Genomic DNA, 19,547 nt, shown 5'->3' with positions numbered 1-19,547 from the left:
GCGAGATAACTTCTAAACAACGTAAAGGTAGCGATATGAAATTTACTGAAACAGTTCCAGCAGTCTCGCTGGACGATTATAAACGAACGAAAATTGTGGCTACGGTCGGTCCGGCGTCTGATGATTATGAAACCATTCGGGAGCTTATCAAAAGCGGCGCCAATGGCCTCCGGCTGAATTTCAGCCACGGTGAGCACGAAGAGCACGCCCGGCGCATTACCTGGATTCGCAAAGCTTCTAAGGAACTCGGCAAGCCGGTCGCCATCATACAGGATCTGCAGGGCCCCAAGGTGCGACTCGGTGATTTTGACGGCTTTATCAATGTGACCAAAGGCCAAACAGTCCGCTTCAAGTACAATCCGAGTGCCGCCGACTTGAAAGACGGCATCGTACCGATTCAGTATGACCTAAGTAAAAAGGTCAAGCGCGGCGAACGGTTGTACATATATGACGGTCGAATAAAATCGAATATATCCAGCGTCAAAGACGGCATCGTCTATGCCAAAATTGAGAACGACGGGCTCTTCCTGAAGCGAAAGGGCATGAACCTGCCCGACACCGACTTTGGCGGCGATATCTTTACGACCAAAGACAAAGCTGATCTAGCCTTCGGCTCCAAGCAGGATATCGACTATGTGGCGCTGAGCTTCGTCCAGACAGCTGACGATGTGCATGACCTGCGCCGCCGCATGAAAAACCTTGGCTTTAATGCTAAAGTGATCGTCAAGATTGAGACGCAGGCAGCAGTCGAGAACCTGGAAGAGATTATGGAAGCAACCGATATGGCGATGATAGCTCGCGGTGACCTGGCATACGAAACGCCAGCTGAATCAGTCCCTGTGGTGCAGCGCAAGATCATTGGTATGGGACTGCGCTTCGGCAAACCGACGATTGTCGCGACGCAGATGCTAGTCAGTATGACCGAAATGCCGGAACCGACCAGGGCAGAAGTGTCGGACGTGGCAACGGCAGTATTCCTCGGTGCGGATTGCGTGATGCTCAGCGAAGAGACGGCCGCCGGTAAATACCCGATTGAAGCGGTGCAGGTTATGAAGCGGGTGATTCGCTACACTGAAGACAATATGCCACTGAAAGTGACGTATCCGGAGTACGAAGACCATAGCCGCTCCGGTTCGATCTCAAGGGCGATAATTAGCCTTGCCAGCAGTATCCAGGCCCGGGCGATCGTCGCCGAGACCCGCACCGGTGCAACGGCACTGCAGATATCGTCGCGCCGCCCAAGTATCATCCAGATAGCCGTCACTAGTGATATTCGCACCCTGCAGCAACTGACGCTGCTCTACGGTGTCAAAAGCTACCTGCGGCCGGTAGACGCCAAGGCAGCCGATAAGCTGACGAGCTGGCTGGGGCAAAATAAAGTGCTGAGCAAAGGTGACGTCGTTATCACCGTTTCCGGACAGTATCCAGGACTGGCCGGTGCGACTGACACGATAAAAGTCCGGGTCCTTGAATAGCCGAGCTAGGCAGTAACCGGCTTTTGGAGTAGAATTAGCATAAACGCATAGGTGGGATGTGATATGACTGACAATTTGTTTACAAAGCAGACAATCCGGGATATCCAGCTGCAGAATAAGACAGTGCTGCTGCGCGCTGATTATAACGTGCCGCTCGAAAACGGAACTATCACAGATGATTACCGCATACAGCAATCCCTGCCGACAGTGCAATATCTGCTGGAGCACGGCGCGAAAGTCGTTATATGTTCGCATCTTGGACGGCCAAAGAGCAAACACGATGACGCCTTTAGTCTCTTGCCGGTAGCTAAACGGCTGCAAGAACTATTGAATACCAACGTACAGTTCGTACCGGACTGTATTGGTCCGAAAGTCACAAAAGCTGTACAGACGGCAAAACCGGGTACGGTACTACTACTTGATAACCTGCGGTTTTATGCTGAAGAAGAAGCCAATGATGCAGAATTTGCCAAGCAGTTGGCCAGTATCGCCGATGTATTTGTGCAGGACGGGTTTGGGGTTGTGCACCGGGCGCACGCCAGCACCGCGGGCGTGACGCAATATCTCCCTAGCGTGTCCGGGCTGCTGTTGGAGCGTGAAGTCGGCACGATCACCCGTGTTATGCAGAATCCTGAGCGGCCACTGGCGGCTGTCATTGGCGGTGCCAAGATTGCCGACAAAATAGACATACTGCACCGCTTTATTGAGATTGCTGATTTTGTGGCAGTTGGTGGTGCGATGGCTAATACATTTCTCAAAGCGCAAGGCATAGATGTGGCGGCCAGCCTGGTGGACAGTGACGAAATAGGCGTAGCCAAAGACATTATAGCCAAAGCCCAAAAAGAAGCCGCCAAGCGCAAGTTTGTATTCTATGTACCTCAGGACGGGGTGGTAGCCAGCAAGATTGACCCGGCCGCGTCGACCCGCATCGTTGACTGGAGTGCACACGTTATTGCCGACATAGAACATTACCCGAAGCGGGCGCCAGTGAGTAGCGGTTCTATCGCTGAGCACGAAATGATCTTGGATATCGGGCCGTTTACCGGCGCCTTTATTGCTGGCGCCTTGCAGCTGGCTGAAACGGTGGTTTGGAACGGAACAATGGGTGTTACCGAGACCAGGGGACTGCAGGGGCCAATTGGTCCGTATGCCCACGGCACGAACCTGATCATGGAGGCAATGCTTGGACAATTTGGTAATGGTTCAACAAAGCCGTTTAGTCTGGTTGGCGGCGGTGATACTGTCGGATATGTACAAAACCGTGGGCTGGTGCAGGCTTTCGGACATGTCTCGACTGGTGGCGGCGCCAGCCTGGAACTGATGGCCGGCCGCAAACTGCCTGGTGTCGAGGCTCTTAACGACCTGAAAGGTGCAAAATAGTGCTGTCCATTGTACAATGGTATAAAATGCAAGCATTAGAAGTATAAGCTATGAAAAAAACACTCATCATTGCCAATTGGAAAATGCACCTTCGGACACACGAAGCGAGCGCGCTGCTGCACCGATATAGCGAACGGATCCAGGCGCACCGCGATATTGAAATTGTCGTAGCTCCGAGCATGCTCAGCCTGCAGCCACTCAGTGTTGAGCTGGACCGCCGCAAGTTCCGCTTGTGCGCCCAAGACGGTTACCCAGTCGACGAAGGCGCCTTTACGGGCGAAGTGTCGTTTGCGATGCTGCAAGGCTTGGTTCATTACAGTATTGTTGGACACTCAGCCCGCCGGGTCTACTTCGGTGAATCGCTGGAGCTCATCCGCGACAAGGTGACTGCCGCTGTCCGGAACGGCATCACGCCGATTCTCTGTATCGGTGAAACCAAGCAAGAGCGCGACGCCGGCGAGACCAAACAGGTTATCCACGATCAATTAACGACCGCACTGAGCAACGTGACCTCTGATGATATTGATAATATCGTCATTGCCTATGAGCCAATTTGGGCCATCTCAACTTTTCAGGGCGAAATTGCCAAGCCGGATGATATGCAAAAGGCATTTAATTATATTCGTTTCCAGATCAAAGAGCTCTACGGGGCGACGGCTGCCGAAAATGTCCGAATAGTGTATGGTGGCAGTGTTGACGAGCAAGACGCACGGGCTTATCTGGATCTGCCAGGCTGCAATGGCGTGCTCGTCGGCGCCGCTAGCTTGAATTATGCAAAATTCAGCGCAATTGTTGATAGCGCCTACCGTGCGCTGCATGAATAGTCCCAGAGAATTGTTATGCCGACAAAAAAAACAAAACCAGACAATAAGCCAGATAACCTCTCGAGCCAGCCGGTGCGCATTTTTGACGTAGCTCGGCCAGGTACACTCCAGCCAGCGGGGTCATCCGCCCGGCCGGTGATCGTGACGAACCGGACGATTATGCAAGATCCGATGGTTGTTCAAAAGCCTGCCGTCAATGCGCCCGTTGCTGAAGCCGAGCCGCAGGCATTAGCCGCTCCAAAACTTGTCATTACGCCGCTGGAAGAGATTTCTGCCGCACCAGCAGCAGAAGCTATGGGATTAAATGGACGAGACGGTCAGGACATTGATGCTGATGGCGTGGTTGATCATACGGTCGGCCGCGACCACGCTGTTCCACAGAAAATTGATACCGTGGCGCTGGCAACGGCGGCATTTAGTGGGACGACTCCCGCTGAAACATCGCACGTCGGCAAGTCGACCGATACAGCAGCCGCGGTGTCGGTCGCGGACACGCCGTCGGCAAAAAAACCAGCCAGTGCTGGTTCGAGGCCAACAACTGACTTACCCGCTTCGGCTGATACAAAATCCACGCCTGATGTGGCACCGTCACCTGATTCGCAGTCAGACCAGCTGCCGATGGACGCCGATCCGTCACCAGTTGCCGCCATTGACAGGGATGCCGCCAAGCTGGAAGCCGATGCTCGGGCGCAAGATGAGATTGATACGCTGGTCGAACAGAAATCATACTTCTTGCCAATCAATGCTGTCGAAAAGCGCCGTAGCAAGCACGTCTTTATATTCGGATTAATTTTGATTATCTTATTGGCGCTGCTGTGGATTGACCTGGCACTTGATGCCGGCTTTATCATGATAGACGGCATCCGGCCGATCACGCATTTTTTCAGTAATTAAGACTTGAAATGGGTTCAAACAATTCAACAACAAGCTGAAGTCGCTGCTGCTTGTTAAAATAATATGATGACAAGGATGATGACGAGGGATAACAAGGTAGCAAACTGATGCTTGATGACTTATTGACGGGGTTGAACCCAGAGCAGCGGCGAGCCGTTGAAACGACTGAAGGGCCGCTCCTCATCCAGGCCGGCGCCGGATCAGGTAAGACCAAGACGTTGACGCACCGCATCGCCTATCTGATCGCTTCCCATCGGGCGACGCCGTATAACATCCTGGCCGTCACCTTCACCAACAAGGCAGCCAAAGAAATGCGGCACCGCGTCGGCGAGCTGGTTGGACAAAATTCTGACAATCGCAGCTTTATGCCGTACATGGGCACCTTTCACGGTATCTGCGTCCGGTTGCTACGCCAAGACGGTGACTATATCGGTATTCCGAAAACATTCGTCATATTTGATGAATCAGACCGCCAATCAGCGGTCAAACAGGCCAGCAAGCAACTGATGCTCGATGAAAAAGCCTTTCCGGCCCGGATGATATCGGGCCTGATTAGCAATGCCAAAAATGAAATGCTGAGTCCTGACGAATACAAGGGCGTAGCGAACAGCCCGGCGCAGCAGACAGCGGCTCAGGTCTTCCCGATATACCAGCGAATACTGAAGGACGCCTCAGCGCTTGATTTTGATGATCTGATTAACCGCACCGTCGGTATGCTCGAAAACCACGCCGAAGTCTGCCAAAAATGGCGCACTCAGTTCAAATACATCATGATTGACGAGTATCAGGATACCAACCTGGCGCAGTACAAACTGGTCAAATTATTGACAAATCCTGATAATAATATTGCTGTAGTCGGTGACGACTGGCAATCGATTTATAGTTGGAGAGGTGCCGATTTCCGTAATATTTTGAACTTCGAACGGGATTATCCGGAATGTACCGTAATTAAGCTTGAACAGAATTACCGTTCGACGAAGCATATTCTTGATGCTGCTCATGCCATCATATCCAAAAATGCGCAGCGGTCCGACAAGGAACTGTGGACTCAGGCTGGCAATGGACTGCCGGTGCAGCTCAAGCAGGTCATCAATGAGCGGGCCGAAGGTGAAGCTATTGTGGTTGCTATGCGCCGCGGCATCGACAGCGGCACGCGCTCCTACCGGGATTACGCTGTACTGTACCGCACGAACGCCCAGAGCCGGTCGCTGGAAGAAGCGTTTATTCATTACGGCGTGCCGTACCGCATCGTCGGTGGCCAGCGCTTTTATGACCGCAAGGAAATCAAAGACATCGTTGCCTATCTACGACTGATCTATCAACCTGACGACCGCATTAGTTTTGAGCGGATCGTTAATGTGCCAACCCGCGGTGTCGGTGCGAAATCATTGCAAAATTTCTTTGCCTGGCAGCGGTCGCTTGATCTCAGTATGTCGCAGGCGCTGACACAGGCAGCAACCTGCATGGACGTGACGGCTAAAGCCCGTAAGGCGCTCACAGAGCTCGGTGATATTCTGCTCAGTCTGCGCCGGATGGTGGACGAAGTGCCGGTCACCGGGCTGCTCGATTCGCTCCTGCGGCGGATTGATTATCTGCATTATCTGGACGATGGCACGCCGCAGGGCGAATCTCGCCAGGAAAATGTCCGTGAATTGCTCAGTGTCGCGCAGAGCTATGCCGAAGTCGGACTGGATGGTTTTCTTGAGGAAATCAGTCTGGTCAGCGATATCGACAGTGCCGACCTCAGTGGTGACGCTGTGACGATGATGACGCTGCATGCCGCCAAAGGCCTGGAATTCCCGGTGGTGTTCATGGCCGGACTTGAAGAAACCATCTTTCCACATTCCCGCGCCCTCTATGATCAAGCGGAAATGGAGGAGGAGCGCCGTCTGTGTTACGTCGGTATGACCAGAGCCCGCGAAGAGCTGTACCTGATGTGCGCGACCAGTCGTATGCTGTACGGCGGTGTCCAGCACAATCCACCATCACGGTTCCTGAGTGAAATAGGCGGCGATATCCAGTCGGACGCAGGCAGCTTCGGATTCACCGGCGGTGACCGCGGCGTCTACGGCCAGTCTGGGGGCCACGGTAGCGGTGGTGGAGCCTTCGGCGGCTTCGCGCTTGACAGTATTCGCAATACGCCAGCGCCAGGCATACTGGGAGCACCGGCCGAACCTGACAACGGCGAACCGCGCTACGTGCCTGATTTGGACGAGGGCGATGCAGTGCGTCACCAGGTCTTCGGGGTTGGGCAGATTATGGAGCTGGATGGCGATGTCGCAACGATATATTTCAAAGGCAAAGGCGCCAAAAAACTAAACATCGGTTTTGCGCCGCTTGAAAAGCTGTAATGCGGCTGCCAACGCGACTTGGCATTGTCGCCTTTTGGCTGAGCTGGCCCGGACTATGGCTGTATCTGCGATGGAGCCAGCGAACCAGATTGCTCATTGTCTGCGAAGATGAGATTTTGGTCACGAAAACCTGGCTTGGGGATGGCCGCTGGTCACTGCCCGGCGGAGGGTTGCATCGCCGCGAAGACAAGACGAGTGGATTGCTGCGTGAAGTTCGAGAGGAGATCGGCCTGACGTTGCAGTCAGCTGATATTGAATTTCTAAGGAGCGAATTATACCGCTCACGCGGCTTACGCTTCATGTGTCATTATTACACTGTGCAGTTGCCGCAAAAGCCAGCGCTTGATTTGCAGCGATTTGAGATTACCGATGCCAGCTGGGTGAATCCAAAGCAGGTAACACCTGAGCAGTTTGGGCTTGATGTTCACACGGCGGTTGCGGCTGCCCGCTTGTAATGCGAGCTGGACGGTACAAAGATAGTGAGCCGCGTAGTCGCAACTGAAGCCTACAACGAAATAGAAACAGAGACACACCGAGACACACACTGGCTGCAGGCCGACTTTGTCATACCATCCCGGTTTTGCTACAATGAGGCGTAGTTATCGAGAGGTTTTACCGTTATAACTTCCTAACATCTCGCAAGCTATGCCTATGAAGAAACAGTATCAGCGCTACCGCAATACGTATCGCCAAAATCACAGTAAACACGTCAAGCGTGCCCGGTTGGCTGCCCGCCACCCGTTTGCGGTGCCAGTGTTTACGCTGCTCTGCCTTATCGGTATTACCGGATTACTACTCGCCATTTTCAATCGCCAGCCAGCAACGATCAGTCCGAATGTTGTGTATATATCACACGATTCGCAGCAACAGATCGTATCAAGCAAAGAACCGACTGTCGGCGCTTTGCTCAAAAAGCTTAATCTCAAAGTCAATGACGGTGACATCGTCGAACCGGTGCTGTCAACGCCGATACAGCAGGATGATTTCCGGATCAATATTTACCGTGCCGTACCAGTGGCAATCGTGGACGGCGACCAAAAACAATTTGCCTTCAGCGCAGCGACAACATCGCGCAGCGTCGCCCGCCAGGCCGGGCTGACTATTTATCCTGAGGACACTATAGAAACCCGGCCAGTCAGTAATTTTGTGGCTGACGGCAGTATTGGCCATGAGGTGATCATTGACCGGGCGACGCCAATTAATGTGAATTTGTATGGCGCACCAATCGTCATGCGGACTCACGCTACGACGATTCGACAACTGCTGGCCGAGAAGAAAGTAAATCTCAAGCCACAGGATATCGTTAACCCAGGGATTGACGCGCCGATTACAGCTGACGCTCGGATTGCTATTATCCGTAACGGGCTGACGACGGCAACAGTCCAGGAAGACATCCCGATGCCGGTGCAGCTGGTGCCTGACAACACACTGTCCTACGGCGTATCAGCTGTCCGGCAGCAGGGCGCGCCTGGTAAGCGTGCGGTAACGTACGAAATCAATACGCAGAATGGTGTCGAGGTCAGCCGCAAGGCCATGCAGACGGTCATCGTCCAGCAGCCAGTGACGCAGATTACCGCACAAGGCGCTAACCTCAGCGGCATCAAAGGTGATATGGCACTGGCTGGCATCGCACCGAGTGACTACCAGTACGCCGACTATATCATTGGCCGTGAATCTGGCTGGTGTCCGACAAAGTGGCAGGGTGAATACGGCGGCTGCCCGCCGTACCATGGCACACCAACAGACCCGAGCGTTGGCTATGGCCTCTGCCAGTCAACACCGGGTAGTAAAATGGCGAACGCTTCTAGGGGTGGCGGCCCGGATTGGGGCACTAATCCCGTCACGCAGCTGCGATGGTGCAACCACTACGCCGTGACGCGTCATGGCGGCTGGGCTGGGGCTTATAACTACTGGCTGCGCAACCACCACTGGTAATGTTTTCGATAGCCCGGTAAGACCGATTCGCTGGGCTGGCTCGGTACCACATCGACTTGCATCGCGCGCTGTCATGAATTACTGCATAATCTCGCATAGCTTCCAAGGTTCGGACTTCACGACAGACTGGTAATAACGTATTCTTATATAACTCCTATGACAAACAATCCGATACCTAACAAGTCTCTTGGCCAACATTGGCTTGACGACGAGCTCAGCCTCGAAAATATGCTGATTGCTGCCGACGTTCAGCCCGACGACGTCGTACTCGAAATTGGTCCAGGCCCCGGTGCGCTCACCCGGCTACTCGTACAGTCGGCAGCGGCAGTCACGGCAGTTGAATTCGATCCAGCATTGGCACGTGATCTCGCGAAGCGTGTGCCGGCTGCAAACCTTCGGGTTGTACAGAGTGACATTTTGCGGTTTGACCTGACGACGATGGCGACTGATTATAAGGTTGTCGCTAACATTCCGTATTATTTGACGAGTAAACTTGTCCGTGTGCTGTCTGAGTCCTCCAACTCGCCAGCTATTGCTGCCTTGCTCGTGCAAAAAGAAGTCGCCGAGCGGCTGGCAGCGTCCCCAGGGCAGTTGTCGATACTCGGCGTAACCAGCCAGTATTACTGGGAAGTATCACTCGGCCCAGTTGTTGGCGCCGAATTGTTTACGCCGCCGCCAAAGGTGGATTCACAGATTGTGGTACTAAAACGCCGGGACGTACTGCTGTTTCCTGACGTTGATAGCAAACAGTATTTCCGTCTCGTCAAAGCCGGGTTTGGCGCCAAGCGTAAGACACTGCTTAATTCGCTCAGTGCCGGCCTGCATCTGGACAAACAACAAACAACTGCGCTGCTCGAACAAGCCAGTATCAGCCCGCAGCTACGGGCACAGAATCTGTCGCTGGATCAATGGCACGAACTCTACAGTGCCTATGTAAAAAAGGGTTGAATACCAAAGCATTAGCATGATAGGCTAATAGTTATATGGCCACAAAAACTAAAAAAAACCGACATACTACTAAGCTCAGCTCACGACGACCAAATATTGTGGCGATCTGTATTGTCCTGATGATTGTAGCGGCTGGCATCGTCACATTGATGATAAGTAAAGCCGCAACTCCTCTCGTCGCAGCTGAGCCGGAGGGCGGCACATTGTCGGCGCCGGCGTCAGTCGTGAGGGATACGACTGCTTCTGGAGGCAATGCGGTTACGTTCGGCGCCAGCCGCAGCAAGGTCACGCTGGGTGCTGCCATCCAAATCGGCACTATCAACAGCAATGCTACCTACCGGAATACCTTCCTGCAGAACTTCAGTTCATTATCTGCTGAGTGGGAAATGAAAATGGAGCCATTACAACCGCAGCAGGGACAATTCAATTTTGGGACTGCTGACGCCATGGTCAATTTCGCCCTAACAAACGGCAAGCAAATCCGCGGCCACACGACCGTCTGGCATGTATCTAACCCAGGCTGGCTCACCGGTCGCAGCTGGACTGCTGCCACGCTTGATCCAGTTATGAAAACCCACATTCAGACAGTACTGGCGCATTTCAGAGGAAAGGTACCTGTCTGGGATGTAGTTAACGAACCCTTTGACGATAACGGTGGCTGGCGGCAGACCGTCTGGTATAACGCTCTTGGCCCGAACTATATCGCCAATGCTTTCCGGTATGCCCACGAAGCTGATCCAACCGCCAAACTTTTCCTGAACGATTACGGCGTCGAGTGGATCAACCCCAAAAGTACGGCTATGTATAATCTCGTTAAAAACCTCAAAGCCCAAGGTGTCCCGATTCATGGTGTTGGCTTCCAGGCTCATTTAGAGACAGAGCCGGGCGGCTGGTCGCCGACCCGCGAAGAAGTCCAAGCCAATGTCCAGCGCTTCGCTGATCTTGGTGTTGACGTAGAATTTACCGAACTGGACGTAAAAACATCGCCGACTGGCGGCACGACTGCTCAGAAGCTGAAGGCCCAGGCGAATATGTATGCGAATATTGCCAATGCCTGCCAGGCTGTCAGCCGTTGCACCCGGATTACAGTTTGGGGCGTCGATGATGGCCACACCTGGCTTGGCGCCGGTGAAATGCCGCTCATGTTCAACACCAGTTACCAGCCGAAGCCTGCCTACACGACCGTGCGAAATATCATTGGTTACTAAACCGAGTCGGCAGAGAAAACTTATGCTTATATCGACAAATGTGCTATAATAATCATTAGCTTGGTTACAATGCCAAGTAAACACGTACGGGGCTGACTTTAAGCTTGACGTTGGACTTTATCGGTTAGATCAGCAGGTCGCTTGTCAGCGTTATAGACAAAAACCTTCTAGATGCAACATCTACTGAAGACCGCGAATCACTCATTGATACGCTTGCTGCAAAGCTCGCTCCAAAGAGTGCATTCGCACTAGCTGCCTAGTTTACTAGTAGCCGTGCACGCGGAGACGTCAGATATCCAAAGTGCGCGCCAATTCATCTGGTTGCTCGGATTCTATGATCCATAGCGTCCGCTAAGACTTAGGATTGCTGGAATGAACAACTCGTCCGTTCATATGTCGTTCCTTAAGACTCCATGGTTCGCCCAGGAGAACAGAGCGAGACTATGCCTGTAGACGACTAACCAAGATAAACCGGCGGACGCGGGGGCGGTGCCCGCCAGCTCCTCCAAATAAGATTTTCGGTCCTCAATGAGGGCCTTTTTCTTTGTCCGTGAGGTGTTACATATTGACATAATGTACAAAATATGACAATATGTAAGGTACTTCGTAGAGTAAAATTTACTCCGAGGTACATTAACAAGCAAATAAGTATAAGAGTTCGTAGGGAGCCTAGTGTGCAGAAATCATCTGTATCGTAGGCTCTCTATGAGCATTCTATTTAACCACCCGTTTCATTCACTTTCTATCTGAGGAGATCCTCATGGCCGGTACCGAGATCGAGCAGTTCCTGGGCGCAGGCCGCGACTTGGCCGACCGCAAGGGTCTGCCGACGACGCGTCCGCGCATCATCGAGAGCTGGAACCCCCACGAGGTGCACACCATCAAGCTGGAAACCATGCTCGGACAAGTCGCCATCATGCCACAGCAGACCGACCATGTGTCGCTCGCCGGCTTCGGTGGTGACGAGGAGATGATCAGTCGACTGCGCGCCAACGTGCAGAGCGGTGTCCTGAACATCGAGGGCGAGCTGCCGTTCAAGCCGGGTCAATCCGGTGGTGGTTCGCACAACGTGTTCGGGGACAACGTAGTCATCATGAGCGGTTCGGCCTACATCGGTGGTGGCAGCTTCTCGACCAATGGTCGTGGCGGACAGCGCAGGCTGATCGTTGGCGGACGTGAAGTCGACCTGTCGCGTCACATCCAGCTTGCGATCATCGTCCCGGTCGGTACCAACGTCCGAGTAGGCGATATAGTCGGCGCGGTCGGCATCGGTCCGAACCTGGGCGGTGCTCTGGACTTCACTGCACGTTTCGACACACACATCTTCGCCTACGACGTCACCGAACTCACTGGTGAGGTTATTGGCCAAGGTCATGCCGAGGTGCAACTCGTCCAGGAGTCGGCTGACGTCCATGTCTCCGGCCAGGGCAATTTCATCCTCGGTTCGGTGAGTGGCAAGTTCGACGCGCGCGTGTCGGGTCAAGGCAACATTCGTGTCGCCGGTGGCAGCTCGCGTTCCATGCGTGCCCGCGTCTCCGGCCAGGGTTCGATCGACCACCGTGGTACCGTCCTCGACAGCGCGAACCTAAGGGTCTCGGGGATGGGCAGCATCAATGCCAACCGGGTTTCCGGTGACGTCGATGCACGCGTATCAGGGATGGGCAACATCGTGGCCAACGGCCGCACGTATCGCCCACGCTGGTGAGTGTGGATACGAAGAGAGGCGTGGCACGCTATCACAGGTGCTACGCCTCTCTCGTATCTACTCCTATACTTTTTGCTTGTTACACTGCTTCATAAGTGTGTGCTTATGCTGATGAGTCCAAAAGGACGAAAGCTGTGTAGAGAAAGGGGCCAGCAACGGTCGGATACATTATGAGCTCGTAACTTTGGCTGCTAATAATGTTAATAGTGGCGCATAGTATAGCCAATACATTTATTATATAATATATATTATGTCAACTGATTTCGAATTACCTAGCCATGATGCGCTCGTTGCCGAACAAACGGTCGTGCAAGCTGAAAAATTTCAAGGCAGATTGCTTGCGGAATACAATAACTATATTTTTCCGGGTCAGGAATGGCGTGAACCTCGGGGAAGTGCTGTAGTTGATTTTATTAAATCAACCATCGGTGATGCAGAGCGTACCACGCTACAGGGTGTACTTGAAGGTTTAATCAAAACAAAAGGTGGAGAATCGGTTGATTGGGTAGATATGGGCGGTGGCCGCGCGTTAGTAATGAGGCAACTCGGCAGTATGCCAGGCTTCAAGCAGAAGCTAAAGATGACCAATGTAGATTTATTTAACTATGGACTAGACGGTTTACAGCCAAATGAGCTTGAGTACATTGAAAGTCTTGTGCCTGGAGTGACCGAACCAGGTGCCGAGCCAAGCTTGATCACCGACAACATTGAAACGGTTAAATTGCCAGAGCCAGTGGATATTATTACATCTGTCGAAACGCTGCAGTATCTCAATAATCCCCTGGAAGCTATTGCGAATTGGTACAACCAGCTAACGGACAACGGTATAATGATTATTGCTACTGAACACAGCTGGACTAGCTGGATACGTTATGACAACGAGCCAGGTAATATTGACCGAGATGAAACGCCTGCGAAACATTTGCTAGACCACCTGTCTACGGCCAGCGTTGACCACGCAGCAACATATGAGCCAGACTGGCAAAATGGTATTAGACCACGTCTCGATCCGAGTCGTATTAAAATAATGGCTATTCAAAGAAAGCCTGGAACATCGCTACGATTAACGAAGGCCTTTACAAAGGTCTGGGTCAATCCGCACGATTACAAAGCTGTATATTATGCTGCCCCCGCTGAAGGGTCGTCACCGGTCATTGAAGTAGTTAAAGCTGATGCATCCGCAGCCTTAGGTGCGGTAGCTTTAGAGAACGTCAGCCAAGTTGCTACAACAATTTTGCGCACATAGACTTGCGAGCAAAATCTAAATACGACGTATATCGGCGCAGGCTGCCAGAATTCTCTGAGTTACGGTACCTGGAACAGGACGTTCCTGAGTGCCCATTACAACACAGGGGCTACCCATATTGCTTACTTCTACTATTGGTGCTTCGATCGAACTGATACGATCTGTACTGAGTGGTATTTCACAGATTGCCGGGCCAAATTTGCCGTTTTGGACAATATTATCAAAAGGCACAGCCAGGCGACCGGCTAATCTCTCTATATTTAAATATTCAGGGATACTTCCCCATTTTTCTGGCCGATCGGCCTTACAGACTGTTTCAATAACTGGAGTTGGCTGCGGGTTCAACTGCATGACTGAAGGTACGGGCTGTGGATTGTCTTCGGCCGACGAAGAACACGCGGCTACGGCTAATGTTGAGCTCAATACTCCGACTGTAGCGACGGACCATCGGTTTCGTAATATATTCATAAGTTGGCCCTCCGTTATTTACAAACAAGTAAAAACTATACCATATGTCGGCTACTCAGATTATCAATTAAATAACGGTCCGAATGAATATAAAGTGCAATAAGCAATTTTCTGGCATAATTCTAGTACGATTACGGCCGCATTGCGGCAGAGCCAGTTGCTTGGTGAGTCTTGTCGTTGCGCATGTAGATGCTCATCGTATACAATATAAGCATAAGATATTTGCCAACAATCATATCTCCGTTTGTAGATATGATTGGATGAGAGGGAATCAAATTTCAGTGCCGAAATCCAAATCTAAAATCCACAAAAGTAAGAAAAAAAATTTGGTCATGCTATGCACTGTTGCGGTCGTCGGCATTATCGGGGCAAGTCTGGTGTATGTGTCGCAGGCCGCCACCTCAACGTTGACCGAGCCTGAGCAGGGTATGATAACGGCGCCAGCAGTCAAAGTCACCGACACCACTGCGTCAGCCGGCGGAGCAGTTAAGTTTTCAACCCGTACTGCCAGCAGCTTTGACAGCCGGATGGCGCCGCTGACGAGTATTTTTCCAACATCATCTTGGCTGCGGAAAACCCTTGTTGGAGCACCACTTCATCCCAACAGCCCGGCTATGGTAGCTGACCTGCGCAATCAAATCATTAGTCGTTACAACGGCGTTGCGGCGTTCAATACCTGGGATTATTCGGCTGCAATATATACCGTTGGTCCAGAAGTGCCAAAAGTTGACATAGCGTTTTATGACTGTCAGAACAAAGGCTATATACCGTCGAATGTCTATACCGGAACGGCACAGTGGAAACAAGTTCCGATTCCGAGTGATGCTCATCCAGCCTCAGGTGCTGACGGTAATCTGACTATCTACAGCCCTTCGAGCGACAAGGTTTGGGAATACTGGAAAGCGTCCAATCAAGGCACGGCGGCTGCGCCAAAATGGCAAGCTTGCTGGGGAGGCCGGATAGATAACGTGTCGACTAACCCAGGCTGGTTCAGTGGTGGATTTGGCACGACAGCAACAGGGTTGCCGCACTCTGGAAATGTTATTCGTATCAAAGAAATTCAGGCGGGCAAGATTGATCATGCCATGTCCCTTAATGTTGTCGATGCTAAGGCATACAACATCTTTTCCTGGCCGGCGCAGCGCAGTGACGGCTACGATCCGAACGGAACACATACAATTCCAGAGGGAATCAGGTTTCGACTTGACCCGGCCGTCAATGTGAGTAGTCTCGACCTGACTCCTATTGCCAGAACGATCGCAATCGCCGCGCAACAATATGGATTTATCATTCAGGACAAGAGTGGCGCTGTGTCGATCGTGTGTGAATCTGGCCAGCCGGCATATGAGGCCACTGGTGTTAATCCATGGGATGGATTACGGCAGGGTGTGCCCGGATACAATATCATGAGGAACTTCCCGTGGGACAGAATGCAGGCCATGCCGATGGATTACGGTAAAATTTAGTCCGCTTGGTCAATGTGTACGCACGTCGGTGCTTATACAGTAATGCTGCCAAATGGTTTGCTATACTGAGGTCATGAAACCTAGATTCGTGTTTGTACATGGCAATCAGTCGTCGACCTGGCAGGTGCCATGGGCTGTGTGGCTCAAAATGAATTTAACAGGGATGGGTTACGATACGCACTTCGAGACCATGCCCGACCCGCATATCGCCCGTAAGGACATTTGGCTGCCATATCTCCACGATGAAGTAAAAGTCGGTCCGACTGATGTATTGATCGGCTGGTCATCCGGGGCGGTTGCAGCTATGCGCTATGCAGAACTATATAAACTGCGCGGATCTATTTTGATGTCTCCATGCTATACCGATCTTGGCGATGAGCTGGAAAAGCAAAGCGGCTACTATGACGCGCCGTGGGACTGGAAAGCCATCAAAGCAAACCAAAAGAAAATCGCGCTCGTCTACGGCGACGACGATCCGTACATTCCGCAATCAGAATTTGCGTATATCGCTGTGCATCTTGGTCCGGATAAGTTCAAAATCCCTGGTGGTGGTCACTTCGAGAAACGCCAGGATTTCAATGAACTGATACGCTACATCGAACAAGCCTACCCGCCCGAATAAGCGTAGAGCATTACGAACGGGATGAGCGCCGCAGTAGCCAAAATCCAAGTCCGGCCATGCCAGCAGCAACTGCCAGCCCGATACCCATACCCGCATTAAGCTTGTCAGCCCGGACGCGCTCCTCACGCCAGCCGCCGCGCATACCGCGGTTTTCTTCTAGCGGCGCGTACAAGTTGCCAGTAGATAGCGGCGCGGCCTGTTCGCTGTCTAGGAGATCGGCACGCGTAAAGCGTCCAACCTGCTTTTCGTAGCTGGCGGGCATATGCGCATTGTGCAGCGCCATAAGCTTACCGGCAGGACCTATGATAATCTCACGCTTTGGCGTGTGCGCAAGCCCTACGATATGTTTGGCAGCATACTGTGGATCGTATACCGGTTCGATGGCCTGGACGCGTCGGCCACTATAATTGGCTCCATTCTGAAACAGGTTCGTGTCTACTGACGCAGGCATGACAGTACAGACATGGATTTGTTTGTGCAGGCCGTCCAGCCGCAGTTCCATCCGCAGGCTTTCGTCAAGCGTACGGACCGCGGCCTTACTAGCACTGTAAATACTGACGTACGGCTGCGGGGCGGCAGCATTCACCGAGCTGACATTGATCAAAGTGCCGTATGTCTGGGCCCTGAACAGTGTCAGGGCGGTCATGCTGCCGTGTACATAACCGAAGAAATTGGTGTCCATCAGCCGCCGCATGTCACCGATTGGAACATCTTCGAACTTACCCGTCAGATAGACGGCTGCATTATTGACCCATATATCAATGTGGCCGAAGGTTTGTACGGCAACTTGGCCCAGCTGGTGCACGGCCTGATCATCAGTGGTGTCAACGGCTACTGCCAGTGCACCGACACCATGAGCTTTGCATTCGGCGGCAGCTTGTTCCAACTCTTGTAAGCGGCGAGCTGCCAAAACTACGTTGTATCCCTGTTCGGCAAAAGCCAGCGCAGTCGCCAAGCCTATGCCACTGCTGGCTCCCGTGATAACTGCTACCTTGCCCGATGTTTTTTCTGTTACCATTGACAGCTCCTATGGGTATTACGATTATTGCCTGTAGCATATCCGCTCACCGTAATAATGGCTGTCCAATATTTCACGCTGCTTGTTTAGAGAGCGTAAGACTGGCTGTAATATCTTACCGTTACCGGAACGGTTGCTTTCATTACGCTATATTTTTGATATTATGTACATATGAGCGAGACAGTATCTCACCGCAGGATGGCAGAAAATGAAGTTGTGTTTCGTCAATACAATGAACGGGTCCGACAGAATTTTGATGAAATCGTCAAAGAAGCAAAACAGAGTGGCCAAGAGTATCTAATCCCAGAAGATGATACGCCGCTGCATTTCTACTGTGAATGTTCCGACGAGAATTGCCGTAATCGCATACAGATGAAACCCAGTTTATATAACGAAATACACCAAAACCGCAGCCGGTTTATTATTTTGAATGGCCACGAAACGAACAAAATCGAGCAGATTGTAAAAAAAGAAGACGGCTATTCGGTAGTAGAAAAATACGTAAAGCCCCCAGAGACTGCCCGCAGCCTCAGTCCGACGGGCATCAACCATTGATAACGAATCACAACTTCATGCCTATTAGCGCTGTTGAGCGTAGTGATATCTGTCTGAGTTAATGTATCAAACGAAATAGAATACATGCGTTAATTAACGGCACGTAGCACTGATTGGGCGATGGCTTGCTGACCCTGTGCAGTCGGGTGGAACGGTGCCGGATCAGTCAGTCCCTGTACCCAGGAATCGCCTGAACATATGTCATGACCAGTAAAGTCGACTGGAGCAAAGCTGGCAAATGGGTACTTTTTGACGACGTTTTGGATGGTTTTGTTGAGTGCATCGGTTTCAGATGTCAGCCAGGCAATCTCACTGGCAGTGATGTTTGACTGATACTGCGTACAGGTTGCCGACAAGGGGTTGTAATAGCCAGTCAAGATTACCTGTGGCGGCTTATTGTTACTTCGCTCAGCAATTGCGGTCAATGCAACATGTAATTTTGTGCGAAGTGACACGAGATAACCATTGGCGAGCAATGTTGTGGCGCGGTTGGAGCAGTTAGCGGCATAGCAGCCACGGATAAACTCATCCCAATGTGCGTCATTCGCACCGGCGGTAATAGTAATCAACTCCGGCGTACCGGATGCGTATGCACTGTCGAGCTGGGCAGTGATATTGGGTCCCTCAACAGCTTGTTTGGTAAACAAGTCTCCTACTTTTGCGCCGCTGCAGGCAACATGCAGCAGGGGCATGTTTGTTGAACTCGCAACTGCGTAGGCGTATGACTGCGTCGATCGTCCGCAGCGCGTGTCGGTGCCAGTGGGCGTAGACATGCCGGGCAATCCGAGACCGGCTGCAACTGAATCTCCGAGTGCAGCATACGTCCGCGTTGCATCAGGACTGGGAGAAGTTGTCGGTGACTGTCGGGGCGATGCCGGGAATCCCAAATTGCTAAAGTCAAAGTTGTGTCCCGACCATAGACCATCCCATATGATACTGCCGCTGCTCTGCGTCTGATTCGTCGTCGTTTGCGTAGTGCTTTGTGCTTGTGTAGTGCCGTTCGTAACAAGCGCGAGCACGCTTACGGCCAGCAAACTACCTACTAAAAATAACCGCTTCATTACATTCCTCCGTAATTTATTATCATACGATATATTTATAGATTACCTATAGAATTTTGTGTCGGCCATCAAATAATTAACAGAATATTAGTATAATGCGAATAGTACTCATTGCCAATCCCGCCATAAGACTATGAAGGTACTATACGAATATGAATTTTGATTCGCAGTATGATGAAGAACCTGAATTGCCGTGCAATAACAAGCTAGCATTTGACACTAAGCGCGAAGCGGATGCATCGGCCAACGTCGTGAAATATATGCATGGAACAACTGTACATGCCTACAAATGCAAATATTGTCATCTATGGCATCTGGCGAGTGGCAGCGCCGACTGACCTACTGCCCAGCGAGAAGCAGTTTTGACCACTCTGCACGACGTGTATAATGT

18 protein-coding genes are annotated in these 19,547 nt (G+C 51.8%); 15 read left to right on the top strand and 3 right to left on the bottom strand.

All coding sequences use genetic code 11. From position 1 onward, the window contains the following. The first annotated feature begins 35 nt into the window (after positions 1–35). The 11 genes from pyk (at position 36) to VF575_03455 (ending at position 13,966) form a co-directional block, all read left to right on the top strand. Positions 36–1,475: a pyruvate kinase gene (gene pyk, locus VF575_03505; GenBank protein HEX8182643.1), complete on the top strand. Its 1,440-nt coding sequence runs from the start codon at positions 36–38 to the stop codon at positions 1,473–1,475. Between the two features lie 63 nt (positions 1,476–1,538). Further along, positions 1,539–2,855, top strand: a complete 1,317-nt coding sequence (locus tag VF575_03500) for a phosphoglycerate kinase (protein HEX8182642.1) — start codon at positions 1,539–1,541, stop codon at positions 2,853–2,855. Positions 2,856–2,905: 50 nt separating this feature from the next. Next, positions 2,906–3,679, top strand: coding sequence for a triose-phosphate isomerase (gene tpiA / locus VF575_03495; protein ID HEX8182641.1), 774 nt, complete (start codon positions 2,906–2,908; stop codon positions 3,677–3,679). Between the two features lie 15 nt (positions 3,680–3,694). Further along, positions 3,695–4,573 carry a hypothetical protein gene (locus tag VF575_03490; protein ID HEX8182640.1) on the top strand — a complete coding sequence of 293 codons (879 nt, stop codon included), beginning with the start codon at positions 3,695–3,697 and terminating at the stop codon, positions 4,571–4,573. Positions 4,574–4,680: 107 nt separating this feature from the next. Beyond that, entirely contained in the window at positions 4,681–6,924 is a 2,244-nt protein-coding gene (locus VF575_03485) for a UvrD-helicase domain-containing protein (GenBank protein ID HEX8182639.1), read from the top strand. Further along, on the top strand, positions 6,924–7,379 hold the full coding sequence (locus tag VF575_03480) for an NUDIX domain-containing protein (GenBank protein HEX8182638.1): 456 nt from the start codon (positions 6,924–6,926) through the stop codon (positions 7,377–7,379). Before VF575_03485 ends, VF575_03480 begins: the two co-directional genes overlap by 1 nt. Positions 7,380–7,575: 196 nt before the next feature. After that, positions 7,576–8,859, top strand: coding sequence for a G5 domain-containing protein (locus VF575_03475; GenBank protein ID HEX8182637.1), 1,284 nt, complete (start codon positions 7,576–7,578; stop codon positions 8,857–8,859). 156 nt (positions 8,860–9,015) lie between these two features. Next, entirely contained in the window at positions 9,016–9,807 is a 792-nt protein-coding gene (gene rsmA, locus VF575_03470; GenBank protein HEX8182636.1) for a 16S rRNA (adenine(1518)-N(6)/adenine(1519)-N(6))-dimethyltransferase RsmA, read from the top strand. A gap of 35 nt (positions 9,808–9,842) precedes the next feature. Continuing rightward, positions 9,843–11,015, top strand: a complete 1,173-nt coding sequence (locus VF575_03465) for an endo-1,4-beta-xylanase (GenBank protein HEX8182635.1) — start codon at positions 9,843–9,845, stop codon at positions 11,013–11,015. 760 nt (positions 11,016–11,775) lie between these two features. Beyond that, positions 11,776–12,720, top strand: a complete 945-nt coding sequence (locus VF575_03460) for a DUF2807 domain-containing protein (GenBank protein ID HEX8182634.1) — start codon at positions 11,776–11,778, stop codon at positions 12,718–12,720. 250 nt (positions 12,721–12,970) lie between these two features. Beyond that, positions 12,971–13,966 carry a hypothetical protein gene (locus VF575_03455; protein HEX8182633.1) on the top strand — a complete coding sequence of 332 codons (996 nt, stop codon included), beginning with the start codon at positions 12,971–12,973 and terminating at the stop codon, positions 13,964–13,966. A 15-nt stretch (positions 13,967–13,981) separates the two neighbouring features. On the opposite strand, the gene VF575_03450 is transcribed toward VF575_03455, so the two are convergent. Continuing rightward, the gene (locus VF575_03450) at positions 13,982–14,434 is read right to left on the bottom strand and encodes a hypothetical protein (GenBank protein ID HEX8182632.1); all 453 of its coding nucleotides are present in this window, start codon (positions 14,432–14,434) and stop codon (positions 13,982–13,984) included. 332 nt (positions 14,435–14,766) lie between these two features. On the opposite strand from VF575_03450, the gene VF575_03445 reads away from it, so the two are divergent. Beyond that, the gene (locus VF575_03445; protein HEX8182631.1) at positions 14,767–15,900 is read left to right on the top strand and encodes a hypothetical protein; all 1,134 of its coding nucleotides are present in this window, start codon (positions 14,767–14,769) and stop codon (positions 15,898–15,900) included. A 73-nt stretch (positions 15,901–15,973) separates the two neighbouring features. Then, entirely contained in the window at positions 15,974–16,522 is a 549-nt protein-coding gene (locus tag VF575_03440; GenBank protein HEX8182630.1) for an alpha/beta fold hydrolase, read from the top strand. A gap of 10 nt (positions 16,523–16,532) precedes the next feature. On the opposite strand, the gene VF575_03435 is transcribed toward VF575_03440, so the two are convergent. Continuing rightward, positions 16,533–17,540 (bottom strand): SDR family oxidoreductase, encoded by a 1,008-nt coding sequence (locus tag VF575_03435; protein HEX8182629.1) that lies wholly within the window; start codon positions 17,538–17,540, stop codon positions 16,533–16,535. Positions 17,541–17,711: 171 nt separating this feature from the next. Between VF575_03435 and VF575_03430 the strand changes: the two genes are divergently transcribed. Continuing rightward, on the top strand, positions 17,712–18,095 hold the full coding sequence (locus VF575_03430) for a hypothetical protein (protein HEX8182628.1): 384 nt from the start codon (positions 17,712–17,714) through the stop codon (positions 18,093–18,095). A gap of 89 nt (positions 18,096–18,184) precedes the next feature. Here the strand turns inward: VF575_03430 and VF575_03425 are convergent, their stop codons facing one another. Next, positions 18,185–19,156: an SGNH/GDSL hydrolase family protein gene (locus VF575_03425; GenBank protein HEX8182627.1), complete on the bottom strand. Its 972-nt coding sequence runs from the start codon at positions 19,154–19,156 to the stop codon at positions 18,185–18,187. A 152-nt stretch (positions 19,157–19,308) separates the two neighbouring features. Between VF575_03425 and VF575_03420 the strand changes: the two genes are divergently transcribed. Next, on the top strand, positions 19,309–19,494 hold the full coding sequence (locus VF575_03420; GenBank protein HEX8182626.1) for a hypothetical protein: 186 nt from the start codon (positions 19,309–19,311) through the stop codon (positions 19,492–19,494). The last annotated feature ends 53 nt before the right edge of the window (positions 19,495–19,547 follow it).

It is taken from the genome of Candidatus Saccharimonadales bacterium, from assembly GCA_036388415.1.
In the GTDB taxonomy this organism is placed as follows: Bacteria; Patescibacteriota; Saccharimonadia; order Saccharimonadales; family UBA4665; genus UBA4665.
The sequence above is the reverse complement of the archived record's forward strand: the minus strand, read 5'-3'. Positions and strand labels throughout refer to the sequence as shown.